Here is a 17635-nt window from a genome sequence, read left to right on the forward strand (position 1 = left end):
GTTAGACGCGCCCGGCCAGCCCGGAACCGCGTCACGGAGCCCGTTGCCGCCAATGATCCAGACCGAGCACGATCCCTCGCAGAGCCAGGAAGGCACGAACCCGTCGGCCGCCGCCACCCCCTCCACCTACGACTCCAGCAAGATCACCGTCCTGCGTGGTCTGGAGGCTGTGCGCAAGCGTCCGGGCATGTACATCGGCGACGTGCACGACGGCACCGGCTTGCACCACATGGTGTTCGAGGTGGTCGACAACTCGATCGACGAGGCCCTCGCCGGCCACGCCACCGAGGTCAACGTGATCCTGCATGAGGACGGCTCGGTCTCCGTGTCGGACAACGGCCGCGGCATCCCGGTCGACATCCACAAGGAAGAAGGCGTTTCGGCGGCCGAGGTGATCCTCACCGTGCTGCACGCGGGCGGCAAGTTCGACGACAACAGCTACAAGGTTTCCGGGGGTCTGCACGGCGTCGGCGTGTCGGTGGTCAACGCCCTGTCCGAGCACCTGTGGCTGGATATCTGGCGCGACGGCCACCACCACCAGCAGGAATACTCGCTAGGCGAGCCGTTGTACCCGCTCAAGCAACTGGAAGATTCGAACAAGCGCGGCACCACCCTGCGCTTCAAGCCGTCGGTCGACATCTTCACCGACGTCGAGTTCCACTACGACATCCTCGCCCGTCGCCTGCGCGAGCTGTCGTTCCTGAATTCCGGCGTGCGCATCACCCTGACCGACCAGCGTCTTCAGGACGGCGGCGGCGAAGGCAAGCGCGACGTGTTCGAATACGAAGGCGGCATCCGCTCCTTCGTCGAGCATCTGGCGCAGCTCAAGAATCCGCTGCACCCGAATGTAATCTCAGTATCTGGTGAGATGAATGGCATCACCGTGGACGTCGCCCTGCAGTGGACCGACGCCTACCAGGAAACGATGTTCTGCTTCACCAACAACATCCCGCAGAAGGATGGCGGCACTCACCTGATCGGTTTCCGCGCCGCGCTCACCCGCACGCTGACGAACTACATCGAGCAGAACGGTATCGCCAAGCAGGCCAAGGTCGCGCTGTCCGGCGACGACATGCGCGAAGGCATGATCGCGGTGCTGTCGGTGAAGGTGCCCGACCCGAGCTTCTCCTCGCAGACCAAGGAAAAGCTGGTCAGCTCGGAAGTGCGTCCGGTCGTGGAGCAGACGTTCGGTGCGCGCCTGGAGGAATTCCTGCAGGAACATCCGCACGAGGCGCGCGCGATCGCCGGAAAGATCGTCGATGCGGCGCGCGCCCGCGAGGCCGCGCGCAAGGCGCGCGACCTGACCCGCCGCAAAGGCGCGCTCGATATCGCCGGACTGCCGGGCAAGCTGGCCGACTGCCAGGAAAAAGACCCGGCACTGTCGGAACTGTTCATCGTCGAGGGTGACTCGGCAGGCGGCTCGGCCAAACAGGGCCGTAACCGCAAGACCCAGGCGATTCTCCCGCTCAAGGGCAAGATCCTCAACGTCGAACGCGCGCGCTTCGACCGCATGCTCGGCAGCGCCGAAGTCGGCACGCTGATCACCGCACTCGGCACCGGCATCGGCAAAGACGAGTACAACCCGGACAAACTGCGCTACCACCGCATCATCCTGATGACCGACGCCGACGTCGACGGCAGCCATATCCGCACGTTGCTGCTGACGTTCTTCTATCGGCAGATGCCGGAGCTGATCGAGCGCGGCCACGTCTACATCGGCCTGCCGCCGCTGTACAAGATCAAGCAGGGCAAGAACGAGCTGTACCTCAAGGACGATGCAGCGCTCGATGCCTATCTGGCCAATAGCGCGGTCGAGGGCGCCTCGCTTCTGCCAGCCGCCAACGAACCGGCCATCGATGGCGCGCAACTGGAGAAGCTGCTGCTCGCCTACGCCGGCGCACGCGAGTCGATCGCCCGCAACTCCTACCGCTACGATCCGAACGTGCTCCAGGCGCTGATTGATTCGATTCCGCTCGATGCCGCGGCCCTGGCCGACCACGAGGGTCTGCGACGCGAATTCGACGCGCTGGAAAGCCGGCTCAACCGCACCGGCCTGGGCAAGCCGCGCTACAAGCTCGAACTGCATGAGGGCGGCGAATTGCGGCAGGCCGCGCTGCTGGTTAAGCGCATGCACATGGGCGAAGAACTGACCCAGGTGTTGCCGCTGTCCGCGTTCGAAAGCGGCGAACTGCGAGCGCTGCGTGAGACCGCCGCGTTGCTGCATGGCCTGGTCCGCGAAGGCGCGCAGATCGTGCGCGGCAACCGTGCCCAACCGGTGGCGAGTTTCGCCGAGGCGCAGGCCTGGTTGCTCGAAGAGGCCAAGAAGGGCCGCCAGATCCAGCGCTTCAAGGGTCTGGGTGAGATGAACCCCGAGCAGCTGTGGGACACCACGGTGAACCCGGAAACTCGCCGGCTGTTGCGGGTGCGCATCGAGGATGCCGTCGCCGCCGACCAGATCTTCTCGACGCTGATGGGCGACGTGGTCGAACCGCGCCGCGCGTTTATCGAGGACAACGCCCTCAAGGTCGCCAACCTCGACGTGTAGTGTGGGCCTTGGCTCGCCGCGGCACCGGCAAGCATGGATGGCGGGCCTCCCGGCCCGCCATCCAATGCCCCCTCGGGTCTGGGTTCTATGTCGCATTGACGATGCATTAATCCGGCGCGGGCTAAAAACGCGTATCTGAATCCGGGATTCCCACGAATGAAGCCACTTCTGCTCGGGCTCTCCATGGCCGCCGTGCTGGCCGCGTGCGCCACCGCCACTTCCCCGACTGGCCGCAAGCAGTACGTCGGCGCCGTGTCCCAGGCGCAGCTGGACCAGTTGGGGGCCCAGGAATTCGCCAAGGCCAAGCAGCAAATGCAGCTCAGCAACGACCCGCGACAGAACGCCTACGTGCGTTGTGTGGTCGACGACCTGACCCGTGAATTGCCGCCGGGATGGCAGGCGCAGTGGGAAACCGCCCTGTTCGTCGACGATTCGCCCAATGCCTTTGCGTTGCCGGGAGGCAAGGTGGGCGTCAACACCGGCATCTTCTCGGTGGCCCGCAACCAGGACCAGCTCGCCGCCGTGATCGCCCATGAGATCGGGCACGTCGTATCGCGTCACCACGATGAGCGCATCACCCGCCAGCAGGGCACCAATACCCTGCTCGGCATCGGCAGTGCCATCCTCGGCTCGACCTATGGTTCCGGTGCCGGCAACGCCGCCGGCCAGATCGGCGGCGCCGCCGCCCAGACCTTCTACCTGCTCCCAAATTCACGCGAGCAGGAGAGCGAGGCCGATATTGTTGGGCAGAAGCTGGCCGCCGAAGCCGGCTTTGATCCTCGGCAGGCCGTGAACCTCTGGCAGAACATGATCGCCGCCGGTGGCAGCCGGCCGCCGCAATGGCTTTCGACGCACCCGGACCCGCAGTCGCGCATCGCCGAACTCAGTGGCCGCGCCGCGGCGCTCGTGCCGGTTTACGAACAGGCACGGGCCTCCGGCCATACGCCAAAGTGTGGATGAAACCGCCGCATTCGACACAGTGAACCCGTATCGGACTTTCCCGCGTTCTGATAGCGTGACGGCCCTTTCGCCCCATACAGCTTGTCGCCTGGCGTGACAGCAGATTTCGAGGTGTGCACATGAACAAGTCTTCCACCCGCAACCGCTCACTGCTGGCTGCCGCCATCGGCGCCGTGCTGGCGTTCGGCGCGTTGAGTCAGGTGCACGCGCAGGCGTCCCAACGCGCGCAGGAGCGTCGCGAGCGCGAGGCGCAGAAGGGGCAGGAAAAATCCTCCAAGAGCGCAGCGGCGAACCAGTTCCCGAATGCGACGCGCCAGGAGCCCGAGGCCAAGGCATCGGCCAAGGTCACGCCGAAGCTGCAGAAAATGATGAAGCTCTACGACGACGACAAGGGCGCCGAAGCCCGCGTGATCGCCGACGAGATTCTCGCCAATCCCGCCGCCAACGCCTACGACAAGTCCTTCTCCGCGCAGATCGCCGGGCAGATCGCCTATGAGGCCGACGACACCGCTGGCGCGCTGCGTTACTGGAACCAGGCGATCGAGTCCAACGGTCTGGACAACAATGCCCATTTCGGCACGATGTTCACCGTGGCCCAGGTGCTGCTGCAGGAAGACAAGTACGCCGAGTCGCTGGCGATGATCGACCGCTTCCTGAAGGAATCGGGCAGCCATACGCCGGAGCAGCTGATCGTCAAGGGCAATGCCCTTTACCGCCTGGAACGCTATCCGGAAGCCGCCGCCGTGCTGAAGCAGGCCATCGAAGCCAGCCCCCAGCCCAAGTCGGAGTGGCAGCAGTTGCTGATGGCCGCCTACGCCGAAAGCGGCCAAGGCGCCGAAGCGTCCAAGATGGCCGAAGCCGTTGCCGCCAAGAACCCGAACGACAAGCGTGCCCAGCTCAACCTGGCTGTCGTCTACCAGCAGAACGACATGTACGACAAGTCGGCGGCCGTGATGGAGAAGCTTCGCGCTTCGGGCCAGCTGACCGAGGACAAGGAATACCGCCAGCTCTACGCCTCCTACCTGAATATGGACGGCAAGGAGAAGGAAGCCATTGCGGTGATCAACGACGGGATGCAGAAGGGCATCCTGAAGCCGGATTACCAAACCTATCTGGCCCTCGCGCAGGCGTATTATTTCTCCGATCAGATGGCTCCGGCGATTGACGCCTACAAGAAGGCGGCACCGCTGAGCCCCGATGGCGAGACCTACCTCAACCTCGCCCGTGTGCTGTGGCAGGAAGACCGCATTCCCGAGGCCAAGGAAGCCGCAAAGCAGGCGATCGCCAAGGGCGTGAAGAAGCCCGACGACGCCAAGAAGATTCTGGCATTGCCGGCGAAATAACCGGCGTCACGGAATTGCTGCAACCGGCTTGGAACACCACGTCCGGTTTGGTATATCCTAGGAGGTTCCCGCGACCACGTTCCGGCCGCGGGGATCGTTTGACGGCCCCGCGGCGCCCTGGCGTCCGGAGACACTTCCCGAGCTACGGCGCATGACGCAAGACTTCGAAATCCATAAGAAAGATGACGACCGCGAAGGGCTGAACTGGGCGCGCATCGCCGGTATTACCATGGCGATCGCCGTGCATGCCGCGGCGCTGCTGCTGTTGCTGGCTCCGATGGCGCCCCCGGCGCAGGAACAGGCTGAAGAAGAAGTCACCTTCGTCAACATTATCAAACCGCCGCCGCCGCCGCCCCCCCCGCCGCCGCCGCCGCCGGAGCCCCCCAAAGAGCTCACGCCGCCGAAGACGCTGACCCCGCCGCGCCCGACGCCGGTTCCGCCGCCGCCGGAGGAGCCGCCGATCGTGGTCGACGAGCCGTCGCCGGTTGACGTGGCCGCCCCGCCGCCGTCGCCCCCGTCGCCGCCCGCCGCGGTGGCCGACATCGGCTCCAGCGTGGACCCCTCGTCCAAGCGCCTGAATCCCCCCAAGTACCCGCCGACCGAAGCCCGCCAGGGCGTGGGTGGCACGGTAGTGCTGATCATCACCATCGACGGCCAGGGCAACGTGCTCAACGTCGAGGTCGAGAAATCCAGCCGCAACCGCAACCTGGACCGCGCCGCAATGGAAGCCGCTCGGAAATGGAAGTTCAACCCCGAGATGCGCAACGGTGCTGGTGTACAGAGCCGTGTCCGCGTCCCGGTCGATTTCGTCCCGCCGACCTGATCGGGGTCACGGGTACGAGTTCTAAGCAACAAGCACTAACTTTTATTCCTTTCCACGATATCCAAAGGTAAGCGTCATGCTGCAGGAAACCACCACCGCCGCTGCTACCGGGGGCTCCAACGCTGAAGCCCTTCAGCAGATGAGCTTCTCGCATCTGTTGCAAAACTTTGACTTCGTCGGCTGGGTCGTGTTCATCACGCTCGCCATCATGTCGGTTCTGTCGGTCTACTGGATCGTCGTGAACTTCATCAAGAACATGCGTCTGCGTGCCAACTCCGACCGCGTGGTCAGCACGTTCTGGGAAACCCCGAACGCGCAGGACGCGATCCGCTTCATGGAAGAGCAGGGCCGCAGCGAACCGTTCTCGAAGATCGCGCTCGACGCCGCCCAGGCTGCCGCTCACCACCAGCGCCACGAAGGTTCGCGCCTGGTCGAGTCGCTGAACCGCTCGGAGTTCGTTGACCGCGCACTGCGTCAGGCCGTCACCCGCGAGTCGATGAAGCTCGAGAGTGGCCTGACCGTGCTCGCCACCGTCGGTTCGACCGCTCCGTTCGTCGGTCTGCTCGGCACCGTGTGGGGCATCTACCACGCCCTGCTGCGCCTCGGCGCCAGCGGCGAGTCGTCGATCCAGGCCGTTGCCGGTCCGGTGGGTGAAGCGCTGATCATGACCGCCATCGGTCTGTTCGTCGCCATCCCGGCGGTGTTGTCGTACAACTTCTTCGTGCGCCTGAACCGCGTCACGAACAACAAGTTCGACACCTTCGCGCACGACCTGCACGACTTCTTCGCCACCGGTTCGCGCGTCGGCGAAGCGACTGGCAAGCGCTAATCCGCATTAACGTCTTCGTCTTCGAGTAGTTGGAGTTCGGACAATGGCCTTCAGTTCAGGCAACGATAGCGGCGGCCCAATGGCCGAAATCAACGTCACTCCCCTGGTGGACGTGATGTTGGTGCTGTTGATCATCTTCATGATCACGGCACCGCTGATGACGCATAAGATCCAGGTCAAGCTGCCTGAGGCCAATCTGGACGAGAAGACCAAGGAAGCGAAGATCCCGCCGATCACGGTGGCGATCCAGGAGAACGGCTCGTTGTATTGGAACGACGAGCCGATCACCCGCGACCTGCTTGAAAGCCGTCTGTCGATCGAAGCCCAGAAGACGCCGCAACCGCAGGTCAACGTTCGCGGTGACCAGACGACCAAGTACCGGGTCGTCAGCGAAGTGGTGAAGACCGCGCAGGCCCAGGGCATGCGTAAGGTCGGCTTCGTGGCCAAGAAAGAACACTGACCGGAGATTTTGAACCATGGCTTTCGCATCAGGCTCCAGCAGTGGCGCAATGTCGGACATCAACGTCACGCCCCTCGTGGACGTGCTGTTGGTGCTGCTGATCATCTTCATGGTGACGGCTCCGACGCTGACCTACCCGATCGACGTCAACCTGCCTCAAAAATCGCTTAACCCGCCGCCCCAGGTGAAGGAGCCGCCGCCGCCGATCAGGCTGCGCATCGACGCCACGGGCCAGGTGTATTGGAATGACGCACCGCAGCCGATGTCGGTGATCCAGAATCTGATGGAAGTCGAGGTCAACCGCGACCCGACCAACCAGCCGATGCTCGAGATCGACACCAACGCGGACGCGAACTACGGCGTGCTGGCCAAGGTGCTGGCCCATGCCAAAAACGCAAAAATGGAAAAGATCGGCTTCGTCCAGAACTGATCCACGGACAACGCCGATCGACAAAACATTGTCGTGATGCTTACCTGTCGTGAAAACGCCGCCTCCGGGCGGCGTTTTTTTTGCCCGCTTGCAGTCCGGCGAGGAGAAGGCGTAGCGTGAAACCGGGCATGGGGCCCAGGGAGGTTGCGCTATGGCCGTCTCCGCTTTCCCGTCCGACACCCGTCATCACCGCCGCGATGTCGCGGAAATCAACATCACGCCCCTGGTCGATGTGCTGCTGGTATTGCTGGTGATCTTCATGGTCACCGCGCCGGTGGCGAGCGGGCGATTGGACTTGCGCTTGCCGCAGGTGAGTCCGACGCGACCCGCAGAGCCGCCACCTCGCGTGGAATTGCGCGTGCAGGCAGATGGGGTCTACCTGCTGGACGGCCACATGCTGATGGGCGACGAACTGCCTGCCGCATTGCGGGCGATCGCGCGCAATGCGCCGACCAGTGTCCTGCAGATCTCGGCCGCCGAAGAGGCCGACTACCAAGCCTTCGCCCGCGCACTCGCGCACGCTCAGCGCAGCGGGCTGGACAACATCGCGATGCAATGAAGCCGTCTTGTCGAGAGCGTCTGTTGAAAGCGCCCGCCCAGCGCGCGATGCGTCAGGACGAGGCCGAAAGAATGCGCAGGTAATGCTTCACGGTCGCGTCGAGGCCCTCATACAGGGCCTCGACGATCAATGCGTGCCCGATGGAGACTTCCAGTACCGAAGGCACTTCGCGAAGAAATGTACCCAGGTTCTCTTGGCTGAGGTCGTGTCCGGCGTTGATGCCCAGCCCGGCCGCCGACGCGCGCCGGGCGGCATCGGCGTACCTCGAAGTGGCTTCACCTTGCGTGTTGCCGCCGTAAGCCTCGGCATAGGGACCGGTATAGAACTCGACCCGGTCTGCACCGACGGCGGCCGCGATATCGAAGCTGTCGGATTCGGCGTCGGCGAACAGGCTCACCCGACAACCCAGTGACTTCAGCTCGGCTATCAACGGCCGCAACGATTCGCCATCGCGGCGGAAATCGAAGCCATGGTCGGAAGTGATCTGGCCGTCGCTGTCGGGCACCAGTGTCGCCTGCGCGGGACGTACGCGGCGGCAGAGCTCGATGAAGCCCGGGTAGCCTCCGCGCGGAGGCGCGAAAGGATTGCCCTCGAGGTTGAACTCGACGCCGCGTGCCCGCGTCATTTCCCCCAACGCGATGATGTCGTCGCTGCGGATATGGCGCGCGTCGGGGCGGGGATGCACGGTGATGCCATGCGCGCCGGCATCCAGGCATGCAGTGGCAGCGCGCACGACACTGGGCTCCAGCCCGCCTCGCGAATTGCGCAGCACCGCGATCTTGTTGACGTTGACGCTGAGCAGGGTCATCGCAGGAAACGTCCTGAGGAAGAACGATGCCAGGGCAATGTCATTTGCACGGCTCCGGGTTGTGCTGATAGATCACCGGATCCCAATAACTCTTGTCCTGGATGGAACCGCGCTCGTTGAACTTAGCGCCGAGCATGTAGGTGGTGTCCGGCGCAACGTCGACCTCCAGCGTCTTGGAAAGGTCGCGGCCCTGTCCACGCAGACGAAGCTGCACGTCGTCGAACTCGTAATCGTCGATCAGCTCGGCCACTTTCAGAGTGTGGTGACCGGCCGATGCCCGGAAACTGCGGGCGCCGGTCGGACCGGCCAGCTCACCATCGATCTCCAGTAACCGGGCGCGGTATATGTCCTGATTGCGCGGGGCCACGTCGAACACGCTGATTCGCCCGCAGCCCGTCGCGGGGGATGCGGTTGGCGGTGCTTGTTCGGCTTGCGGCGAGGATGCGAGCGACACGGTGGATCCGGACGCCAGCGACAGGGCGGCCAGGGTGAGGCAAAACGCGGTACTGGTTTTCATGGCGAACTCCGACGGCAAGGTCGCGCCGGTGGCGCGGGTGCAGCGGCCGGGATGCTAGCGCAGCCGATGTGACGGGGCGCGAATTTACACGCGCGATCCCGCCGCTGCGAGCTGGCTCAGGCCGCAGGCGGGGACGGAGGCGACTGGCCGGAGTTCCGACGCGCCTCGGCCTGCTCGCGCAGGCGGCGCAATTCGGTCGCGTCGATCATCATCGACGTATCGCGACTGCGGCTGCCAATGCGCTGGGCGAGCAGCGCCAGCACCCAGGCCAACAGCAGGCCGAGCGCAATCAGCAGACTGATCACCAGAACGGCGACGGAGGTCGTCTTGAATGCGACCGCAAAGGCAGCGAGGGCGAGCAGCAGATAGAGCCAGGGCATCGCGGCGGTGCTCCAACAAAAACGGACGGCAGGCGTCCCCAGTGTAGCGTGCGCCGCCCCCGGCAAGCAGCCCTCCGTTGGCCCCGGAAAGCCCGCCCGGGCGCTGCGTCACAGCAACGGCGAAACCAGCCGGGCCAGCCCCTCGGGCAGGCGTACCCGCCACAGCGGCTGTGGTCGATCCGGGTGCACGCGCGGCGCCAGGCTGCACTCGCTCTGGATCAGTTGCGCCAGTTCGGCCACCAACGCCCGGTCGCGGAACATCACGGAGATCTCGAAGTTCAGGCGGAAGCTGCGGTGGTCGAAGTTGGCACTGCCGATGATGGCGAGGTCGTCGTCGCACAGCAGCGCCTTGCTGTGGAGCAGGCGGGGCCCGTATTCGTGAACCTTCACGCCGGCCTGGAGCAGTTCATCGAAGTAGGATCGCGCGGCCAGCGTGACCAACCTGCTGTCGCAGTGCCGGGGAACCAGCAGGCGCACGTCCAGGCCGCCGAGGGCGGCCGAGGTCAAAGCCATGCGCGCGGCTTCGCCCGGCACGAAATAGGGCGTCACCAGCCAGACCCGGCGTTGAGCCGAATATATGGCCCCCACGTGCATGCGGTGAATGGCCTCCCAGTCGGAGTCCGGCCCGGACACCAGCACCTGGGTGGCGATGGTGCCGTGCCGGGGGATGGGGTGGTGCAGCTTCGGCGGCGGCTTGCCCGTCGCGTAAGCCCAGTCCTCGATGAACACCAACTGCAACTCGCGGACGACGTCGCCTTCCAGGCGCAGGTGCAGGTCGCGGTACGCGTCGCTGCGAAGTCGCTCGTCTTCCTCGTCGGTGATGTTGATGCCGCCGGTAAAGCCGACCTTGCCGTCGATGACCACGATCTTGCGGTGGGTGCGCATGTTGAGCCAGGGGCGCTTCCAGAACCACGCCAACCTCATCGGATGGAACCATGCCACTTCGCCGCCGGCGTCGATCAACGGCTGCAGGAAACGTTGTTTGGTCTTGCCCGAACCGACCGCGTCCAGCAGCAGGCGGACATGCACTCCGTTGCGGGCGCGCTCGACCAGGGCATCGCGCAAGGCGGTGCCGGTCCGGTCGGGCAGGAAGATGTAGTACTCCAGATGGACATGCTCCCGCGCCTTCGCGACGGCTTCCAGCAACGCGTCGTAGGTGGCTCCGCCATCGATGAGCAACTGCGCGCGCGTGGCCGTCGTCGGCGGCAGACCCGTGGTGGCTTGGGCGATCTTGGCCAACTCGATCGCGTCCGGCCCGGGTTGCAGGCCGGGAGGCGGCGCCGGCAGTGCGGCGCGCGCCCGGACGCGGCGCATGCGCTGGCGCTGTATCCGCTGAGGACCCAGAAAGTAATAGACCACGAAGCCGACGAAGGGCAGCGCCGCCAAGCTGATCAGCCAGCTCAGCGTCGCCACCGGTTCGCGTTTCTGCAGGACGATCCACAGGCCGAGCCAGATCAGATAACCCAGCCAGCCGAGCGTCAGGTACAACCCCAGGTGTGGAATCGAGTCGATCGCATGCCACGTGTCCTGAAGGGCTGGTGGCATGCGAGCTCGCTCCTTGGGCCAACGGGTTCGTTGTTTAACGGCAGTCGCCTAACGGCATCGCTGTCTCAGGGATTGCGACGGCGACGACGTAGGCTAAGCCGCATGGACGACGCCCGCAAAGCCCAGGCACCGATCAAAGGTCGCGGCGCCGCGTCCCGGGTCGACGGCCGTTACGCGGTGACCGTGGCCCGGGGCGAGGACGACGGCTGGGGATCGGTCTACGACGAAATGGCGCAAGCGCCGCATCCGGACACCCGCGTCACCGAGGAGCGGGCACGCAGCGTCATCAGTCGCAACGAATCGCCGGACATCGGGTTCGGCCAATCGATCAATCCCTATCGAGGCTGCGAGCACGGCTGCGTCTATTGCTTTGCCAGGCCATCGCACGCTTATCTCGACCTGTCGCCGGGGCTCGATTTCGAGACACGCCTGTTCGCCAAGACCAACGCCGCCGAACGGTTGCTGGCCGAGCTCGCCAGGTCCGGATACCGGTGCGCACCGATCGCGCTGGGCATCAACACCGATGCCTACCAACCGATCGAACGCCGCTACCGCATCACCCGATCGCTGATCGAAGTCTTCGATGCGTGCTCACATCCTTTCAGCCTGATCACCAAGAATTCGGCTGTGCTGCGCGACATCGACCTGATTTCGTCGATGGCCAGCCGAGGCCTGGTCACCGTGTACTTCTCGGTGACAACGCTCGACAACAAGCTGTCGGCGCGGATGGAGCCGCGTGCAGCGGCACCGCATTCGCGATTGAAGGCAATGCGGACGTTGTCGGAAGCCGGCGTGCCGGTGGGCGTGATGGTGGCGCCGGTCATCCCGATGATCAACGACGCCGAAATCGAACAGATCCTGGCGGCAGCGCACGAGCATGGAGCGCGTGCCGCCGGCTACGTCCTGCTGCGCCTGCCGCACGAGCTCAAGCAGGTATGGCGCGAGTGGCTGCAGCTGCACTATCCCGATCGCGCGGAGCACGTGATGAGCCTGGTCCAGCAGATGCGCGGCGGCAAGGACTACGACAGTGCGTTCGGCACGCGCATGCGCGGCACCGGGCCGTTCGCGCAACTGATCGAGCAGCGCTTCGCCAAGGCGCACAGACGCCTGGGTTTCGGGCGCTTGCCTGCGTTGGACACGAGCCGGTTCGTTGCACCCCGCAAGGCGTCGCCGCAGGGCGAGTTGTTTTGAAGTCAGATGCCTGAACGAGCCGCCAGAAAGGCTAAGCTCAGCGACACAACGCCACCGCAAAGCGGCCGGGGTCGATCAAGAAGACGCATAGCAAAATCGGCTCCGGCTCATTCATCCCCCCTGCACCGACCCGTCACACCGCATTTGGCTACACTTTCCTGCAGTCATCGAGGTGACCTGCGTGTCCATGGCTCTTGTCCACGAACCCGAGAACGATCGCTTTCGGCTCGCCATGGCCGCATCGGGCATCGGCATGGCCATCGTCGACCTGCATGGACGCTGGGTCGAGGTGAACCCCGCGTTCGAGCGCATGTTCGGTTACAGCGCGGCCGAAGTTGTCGGCCGTCCCACCTCTGCGGTCACCCATCCGGACGATATCGAGACCTCGCGTCTGTACCTGCAAGGGTTGATCGACGGCAGCATCCCGATGCTCGATGCGCGCAAGCGTTATCTGCACCGCAACGGTCGCACGGTGTGGGCTCAGGCCAACGTCGCGGTGATGCGCGATGACGGTGGCGCGCCGATGTACCTGCTGGTGCAGTTGCGTGACATCGGGGCGGAGCTGGCCGCCGAGGAGACGCTCAAGCATCGTGTCGACGAGCGTGCCGCCGCGTTGCACGCCTCGAACCGGCAGCTGCAGTTGTTCGCCGACGCGGTCGCGCACGACCTGCGTGCGCCGCTGCGCTCCATCGAGAGTTTCTCCGGCCTGCTGGCCGACCATGCCCATGACCGGCTGGACGAAACCGATCGCGACTATCTGGCTCGGATCCGCGCCGCCGCCGAGCGCATGACCGGCCTGCTGGATGCCCTCAACGAGCTGTCGCGCGCCACCGGTGCGGAGATGAAGGCAGGCCCCGTGGACATGGGCCTGCTGGCCGACTGGGTCTCGGCCGAGTTGCAGGACCAGGAACCCCATCGCCAGGCGCAGATCGAAGTCCAGCCCCGGCTCCTGTGCGAGGGGGACGAGCGCCTGCTCAAGCTGATGCTGGCCCAGCTGATGCACAACGCGTGGAAATTCGCCCGTCCCGGCGAGCCGGTCCGCATCGAGGTCAGCGGTGAGCGCGAGGACAACCTGTTGCGCATGGTCATTCGCGACCATGGGGTCGGTTTCGACATGCGCTATGCGCACAAACTGTTCGAGCCTTTCCAGCGCCTGCACGGACCCGAACAGGGGGGCGGCCATGGCCTGGGCCTGGCGATTGCCCAGCGGATCGCCGAACGCCACCACGGCCGCATCCTTGCCGATTCGCAGCTCGACGCGGGCAGTACTTTTGTTATTGAATTGCCTGCCGTCGCGGCTGACGAGGAATTGCATTGATGCACAAGGAAATCCTGCTGGTCGAGGACAACCCCGACGATGTCGAGTTGACCCGCCTGGCGTTCGACGAAGCCAAGATCGCCAACCGGCTGGTAGTGGTCGGAGACGGCGCCGAAGCCCTGGATTACCTGTTCGCGCGCGGTCGCCATGCCGACCGGGAGGGCGCCGACCTGCCATCGATCGTGCTGCTCGATCTCAACCTGCCCAAGGTCGACGGCCGCGAAGTGCTGCAGGCCATACGTGCCAACGAAGCCACGCGCACCCTGCCCGTGGTCGTGCTGACCACCAGCGCCGAGCCCTTCGACGTCGAGGCCAGCTACGCGCTGGGCGTCAACAGCTACATCCAGAAGCCGGTCGACTTCGAGCAGTTCGTCTGGGCGGTCAAGCAGGTCGGGCTGTACTGGCTGGTGCTCAACCACCCGCGGCACGTGCCGGCAACGTAACTCCGCCCGCCTGCCCTACCCGTTGCCGAACAGCTGTTCGGCACGCTGGAACAGCACCCAGCTGGTCGCGATGTATTTGTCGCCGCCCTTGGGCCGGTTGCCACGATGGGTGTGGGTGAACGCGGCGGGCGCGATCAACAGTGCGCCGGTGCGGGGCGCGATCTTGCGTTGCTGGTACAGAAACTCGGTCTCGCCCTCGCTGAAGTCGTCGTTGAGATAGATGGTCCACAGCAGGTGGCGGTGCAGCGTTTCCGCGCGCGGATCGCGTGGATACAGCTCGCAATGCCAGTAGGGGTATCCACCGCGGCCTGCGGTGTAATGCTGCAGGTTGATCGCACCGGGGCGCAGCACGGCCTGCACGATGGGCGCGAGTTCGGCGTCGTCCATCGCTGCCAGGCGCTCGGGGGTCAGGCGATGGCGCTTGCCGTCGCTGTCGGGCGTTTCCAGCATCAGCGGTGCGATCAGCGTGTGCGGGTAGCGACGCAGGTAGCGCAGCACGCCGCCGAACACGGCCGTGTTGAGCTGGGCTTCGGCATCGCGCCACTCGTCGCGGCCGGCGAGAGTCAGGTCGCGGCTGTCCTTGAGGTCCGGCATCACGCCGCCGCCGACCCGGCCGGGCTGGCTGTCGCGGCTGGCGCGAAACCGCTCGATCAGCGCGACGCACGCGGTGACATCGAGCGCACCGGGATAGACCTCGATGAAATCGGGTTGTCCCGGGCCGTTGTCGCGCTCGGCCGCGGAGGCTATGGGATTTGCCAGTTCAGTCACGTCATCCTCGCCGGCGCGGGTCCGAAGGACGCCCCCGCGCAGTGATGGGGACGTCATCCTCGCATGCAGCGGCGACTGGCCGCATGTTCCCCGGCGGCCATGGCGCTCAGGCGACGCTGGCGGTGTGGCTGCCGCCTTCGCTATCCGGCGCACGCAGGTTGAGTCGGCTCATCAGGCGGTAAAGCGTCACCCGCGACACACCGAGTTCGCGGGCGGCATCGATCAGCCGGTGCCGGTTGCGCTGCAGTGCGCGTTCGATCGCCTCGCGGGTCGCCGCGTCGCGGACTTCGTCCAGCGTGGGCGGGGGAAGCGTCGAGGCGCCATCGATGTGCAGGTCGGCCGCCGTGATCAGCCGGCCCTCGGCCATCACCACGGCCTGGCGCACGCGGTTGATCAGCTCGCGCACGTTGCCCGGCCACGGATGGCTGTGCAGTGCGTGCCGGGCGCAGGGTGCGAACCCCTTGAGCGCACGCCGCCCCTCCTGCGAGTAGCGTTGCAGGGCGTAATCGGCGAGGCGGTCGATGTCGCTGCCGCGCTCGCGCAGCGGAGGCTGCTGCAGGCGCAGCACGCACAGCCGGTGGTACAGGTCGCAGCGGAAGCTGCCGTCGGCGATCGCGACATCGAGGTCGTGATGCGTGGCCGAGACGATGCGCACGTCCACAGGGATCTGTTCGTGGCCGCCCAGCCGCTCGATGCTGCCCTGCTGCAGGAAGCGCAGCAGCGATGCCTGGCTTTCCAGTGGCAGGTCGCCGATCTCGTCGAGGAACAAAGTGCCACCGTTGGCCATCTCGATGCGGCCGAGCTTGCGCTGTTGAGCGCCGGTAAACGCACCGCGCTCGTAGCCGAACAGCTCCGACTGCACCAGGTTGTGCGGGATCGCGCCGCAGTTGATCGCCACGAACGGATGGGCGTGGCGGCGAGAATGCCGGTGCAGCGCCATCGCCGCCAGCTCCTTGCCGGTGCCGGTTTCGCCGGCGATGAAGACGGGCGCCTCGGTCAGGGCGGCCTTGCGCAGCGTGCGGATCAGGGTCTGCATGGCGGGGCTTTCGCCGATCATGCCGTCGAAATCGGTGTCGTGCGGCGCATCCTCGTCGCAGGTAAGCGCCGCCATGCCATGGGCGTGGCCGATCACGGTGTGCAGCACGCCTTCCGGGCAAGGCAGCGTGACGTAGTCGTAGCAATAGTCGCGGATCAGGCGGCGCACCGGTTCCGCACCCAGGTGCGCGGCATCGACGCCCGCCACCCAGCCGACATTGTGTGCGGACAACGCCGTTCCGAATTCAGCCAGGTCGTACTCGGTGAAGCCCTCGCGCAGATCGAGCAGGGCGGCATGCGGCCGGTGCGGCTCACGCTGGAGTATCCGCACCACGCTGCGCGAATCCGGGGCGCGCCTCACGCTCCACCCCACCCGTTGCAGGCCCGCCAGCGCCAGCACCCGGCCGGCGCCTCCGCGGGTGACGTAAATCAGCTCGCGGCTGCCATTCACACGCGATCCGTCGTTCGACATGCCTGCTCCCATGCTGGCGCGTCTTGAACCACGCGCATGCCCAAGCAAAACAATCAACGTCGATCGCGGTCGTGAGCGGTCAGCGCGATGACTTCATCGCGCGATGATCCTCTTCCTACCGTGTGCGCTGTTTCACGTACTTGAATGGGCCGTGTCGTGCTCGAGGTGATAGCGCACGGCCGTCTCCACTTCGTTCTTCGAACCGATGAACACCGGCACGCGCTGGTGCAGGCCATTGGGCTGCACTTCCAGCATGCGCTGACGGCCGGTGTTCGCCGCGCCGCCGGCCTGTTCCACCAGGAAGCTCATCGGGTTGGCCTCGTACATCAGCCGCAGCTTGCCGCCCTTCGCCGCGCACTTGCTGTCCAGCGGATAGCTGAAGATGCCGCCGCGCGTCAGGATGCGGTGCACGTCGGCCACCATCGAGGCGACCCAGCGCATGTTGAAGTCCTTGCCGCGCGAGCCTTCCTTGCCGGCCAGCAGGTCGCTGACGTAGTGCTGCATCGGCGGCTCCCAGAAGCGTTGATTGGACATGTTGACGGCGAATTCCTTGGTGTCTTCCGGAATCGTCATGCCGCGCGTGGTCAGCATGAAGCTGCCGACCTCGCGGTCGAGCGTGAAGGCGTGCGTGCCGTTGCCGACTGTCAGCACCAGCATCGTGCTGGGGCCGTAGGTCGTATAGCCGGCGCAGACCTGGCTGGTGCCGGGCTGCAGGAAGTGCTCGTCGGCGGGATGGCTGACGCCGTCTGGGCAACGCAGCACCGAGAAGATCGTGCCCACCGAGATGTTCACGTCGATGTTGGACGAGCCGTCGAGGGGATCGAACAGCAGCAGGTAGTTGCCGCGCGGGTAGACATCGGGAATGGGGTGGGAGTTGTCCATCTCCTCCGACGCCAGGCCGGCGAGGTGGCCGCCCCAGGCGTTGGCTTCGAGCAGGATCTCGTTGGACAGCACGTCGAGCTTCTTCTGCGCCTCGCCCTGGATGTTGCCCGTACCGGCATCGCCGAGCACCCCACCCAGCGCACCCTTGCCGACCGCGATGGAGATCGTTTTGCAGGCGCGGGCGACCACTTCGATCAGCAGGCGCAGGTCGGCGTTGATGCGGCCGGCGCGCTGCTCCTCGATGAGGTAGCGGGTCAGGGAGATGGACTGGCTGGTCGAGCTGGACATGGGCGGTGACGCGTACGGGTCGAGGGGGCGCCATTGTCG

The 17635-nt window shown here is 65.4% G+C and carries 18 protein-coding genes; 11 read left to right on the forward strand and 7 right to left on the reverse strand.

Annotation, left to right across the window (positions count from 1 at the left end):
* The first annotated feature begins 52 nt into the window (after positions 1-52).
* From gyrB to J2X06_RS00555, 8 genes are all read left to right on the forward strand, one after another.
* On the forward strand, positions 53-2545 hold the full coding sequence (gene gyrB, locus J2X06_RS00520; protein ID WP_310056873.1) for a DNA topoisomerase (ATP-hydrolyzing) subunit B: 2493 nt from the start codon (positions 53-55) through the stop codon (positions 2543-2545).
* A gap of 156 nt (positions 2546-2701) precedes the next feature.
* Positions 2702-3505: a M48 family metallopeptidase gene (locus tag J2X06_RS00525; RefSeq protein ID WP_310056876.1), complete on the forward strand. Its 804-nt coding sequence runs from the start codon at positions 2702-2704 to the stop codon at positions 3503-3505.
* Between the two features lie 119 nt (positions 3506-3624).
* Positions 3625-4848: a tetratricopeptide repeat protein gene (locus tag J2X06_RS00530; RefSeq protein WP_310056879.1), complete on the forward strand. Its 1224-nt coding sequence runs from the start codon at positions 3625-3627 to the stop codon at positions 4846-4848.
* 151 nt (positions 4849-4999) lie between these two features.
* Complete coding sequence (locus J2X06_RS00535) at positions 5000-5671, forward strand: energy transducer TonB (RefSeq protein WP_310056882.1); 672 nt, start codon at positions 5000-5002, stop codon at positions 5669-5671.
* A gap of 76 nt (positions 5672-5747) precedes the next feature.
* Positions 5748-6500, forward strand: coding sequence for a MotA/TolQ/ExbB proton channel family protein (locus J2X06_RS00540; protein ID WP_310056884.1), 753 nt, complete (start codon positions 5748-5750; stop codon positions 6498-6500).
* Between the two features lie 43 nt (positions 6501-6543).
* On the forward strand, positions 6544-6960 hold the full coding sequence (locus J2X06_RS00545) for an ExbD/TolR family protein (RefSeq protein ID WP_310056887.1): 417 nt from the start codon (positions 6544-6546) through the stop codon (positions 6958-6960).
* Between the two features lie 16 nt (positions 6961-6976).
* Positions 6977-7390 (forward strand): ExbD/TolR family protein, encoded by a 414-nt coding sequence (locus tag J2X06_RS00550; RefSeq protein WP_310056890.1) that lies wholly within the window; start codon positions 6977-6979, stop codon positions 7388-7390.
* A gap of 151 nt (positions 7391-7541) precedes the next feature.
* Positions 7542-7949: an ExbD/TolR family protein gene (locus J2X06_RS00555; protein WP_310056892.1), complete on the forward strand. Its 408-nt coding sequence runs from the start codon at positions 7542-7544 to the stop codon at positions 7947-7949.
* 52 nt (positions 7950-8001) lie between these two features.
* On the opposite strand, the gene J2X06_RS00560 is transcribed toward J2X06_RS00555, so the two are convergent.
* The 4 genes from J2X06_RS00560 to cls form a co-directional block, all read right to left on the reverse strand.
* Complete coding sequence (locus tag J2X06_RS00560) at positions 8002-8757, reverse strand: pyridoxine 5'-phosphate synthase (RefSeq protein ID WP_310056895.1); 756 nt, start codon at positions 8755-8757, stop codon at positions 8002-8004.
* Positions 8758-8797: 40 nt separating this feature from the next.
* Positions 8798-9274 (reverse strand): hypothetical protein, encoded by a 477-nt coding sequence (locus J2X06_RS00565; protein WP_310056898.1) that lies wholly within the window; start codon positions 9272-9274, stop codon positions 8798-8800.
* A gap of 116 nt (positions 9275-9390) precedes the next feature.
* Entirely contained in the window at positions 9391-9654 is a 264-nt protein-coding gene (locus tag J2X06_RS00570) for a hypothetical protein (RefSeq protein ID WP_310056900.1), read from the reverse strand.
* A 108-nt stretch (positions 9655-9762) separates the two neighbouring features.
* Positions 9763-11199, reverse strand: a complete 1437-nt coding sequence (gene cls, locus J2X06_RS00575; protein WP_310056903.1) for a cardiolipin synthase — start codon at positions 11197-11199, stop codon at positions 9763-9765.
* 102 nt (positions 11200-11301) lie between these two features.
* On the opposite strand from cls, the gene J2X06_RS00580 reads away from it, so the two are divergent.
* The 3 genes from J2X06_RS00580 to J2X06_RS00590 all read left to right on the forward strand — a co-directional run bounded on the left by J2X06_RS00580 (position 11302) and on the right by J2X06_RS00590 (position 14151).
* Positions 11302-12390: a PA0069 family radical SAM protein gene (locus J2X06_RS00580; protein WP_310056905.1), complete on the forward strand. Its 1089-nt coding sequence runs from the start codon at positions 11302-11304 to the stop codon at positions 12388-12390.
* A gap of 187 nt (positions 12391-12577) precedes the next feature.
* Positions 12578-13708: a sensor histidine kinase gene (locus tag J2X06_RS00585; RefSeq protein ID WP_310061109.1), complete on the forward strand. Its 1131-nt coding sequence runs from the start codon at positions 12578-12580 to the stop codon at positions 13706-13708.
* On the forward strand, positions 13708-14151 hold the full coding sequence (locus tag J2X06_RS00590; protein WP_310056908.1) for a response regulator: 444 nt from the start codon (positions 13708-13710) through the stop codon (positions 14149-14151). The genes J2X06_RS00585 and J2X06_RS00590 overlap by 1 nt, the downstream gene beginning before the upstream one ends.
* Positions 14152-14166: 15 nt before the next feature.
* Here the strand turns inward: J2X06_RS00590 and J2X06_RS00595 are convergent, their stop codons facing one another.
* The 3 genes from J2X06_RS00595 to J2X06_RS00605 form a co-directional block, all read right to left on the reverse strand.
* Positions 14167-14910, reverse strand: a complete 744-nt coding sequence (locus J2X06_RS00595; RefSeq protein WP_310061112.1) for a 2OG-Fe(II) oxygenase — start codon at positions 14908-14910, stop codon at positions 14167-14169.
* Between the two features lie 115 nt (positions 14911-15025).
* Positions 15026-16426, reverse strand: coding sequence for a sigma-54 dependent transcriptional regulator (locus tag J2X06_RS00600; RefSeq protein ID WP_310056912.1), 1401 nt, complete (start codon positions 16424-16426; stop codon positions 15026-15028).
* 132 nt (positions 16427-16558) lie between these two features.
* On the reverse strand, positions 16559-17596 hold the full coding sequence (locus J2X06_RS00605; RefSeq protein ID WP_310056915.1) for a class 1 fructose-bisphosphatase: 1038 nt from the start codon (positions 17594-17596) through the stop codon (positions 16559-16561).
* Positions 17597-17635 lie beyond the last annotated feature (39 nt).

The organism is Lysobacter niastensis (assembly GCF_031457115.1).
Taxonomy (GTDB): domain Bacteria; phylum Pseudomonadota; class Gammaproteobacteria; order Xanthomonadales; family Xanthomonadaceae; genus Lysobacter_J; species Lysobacter_J niastensis_A.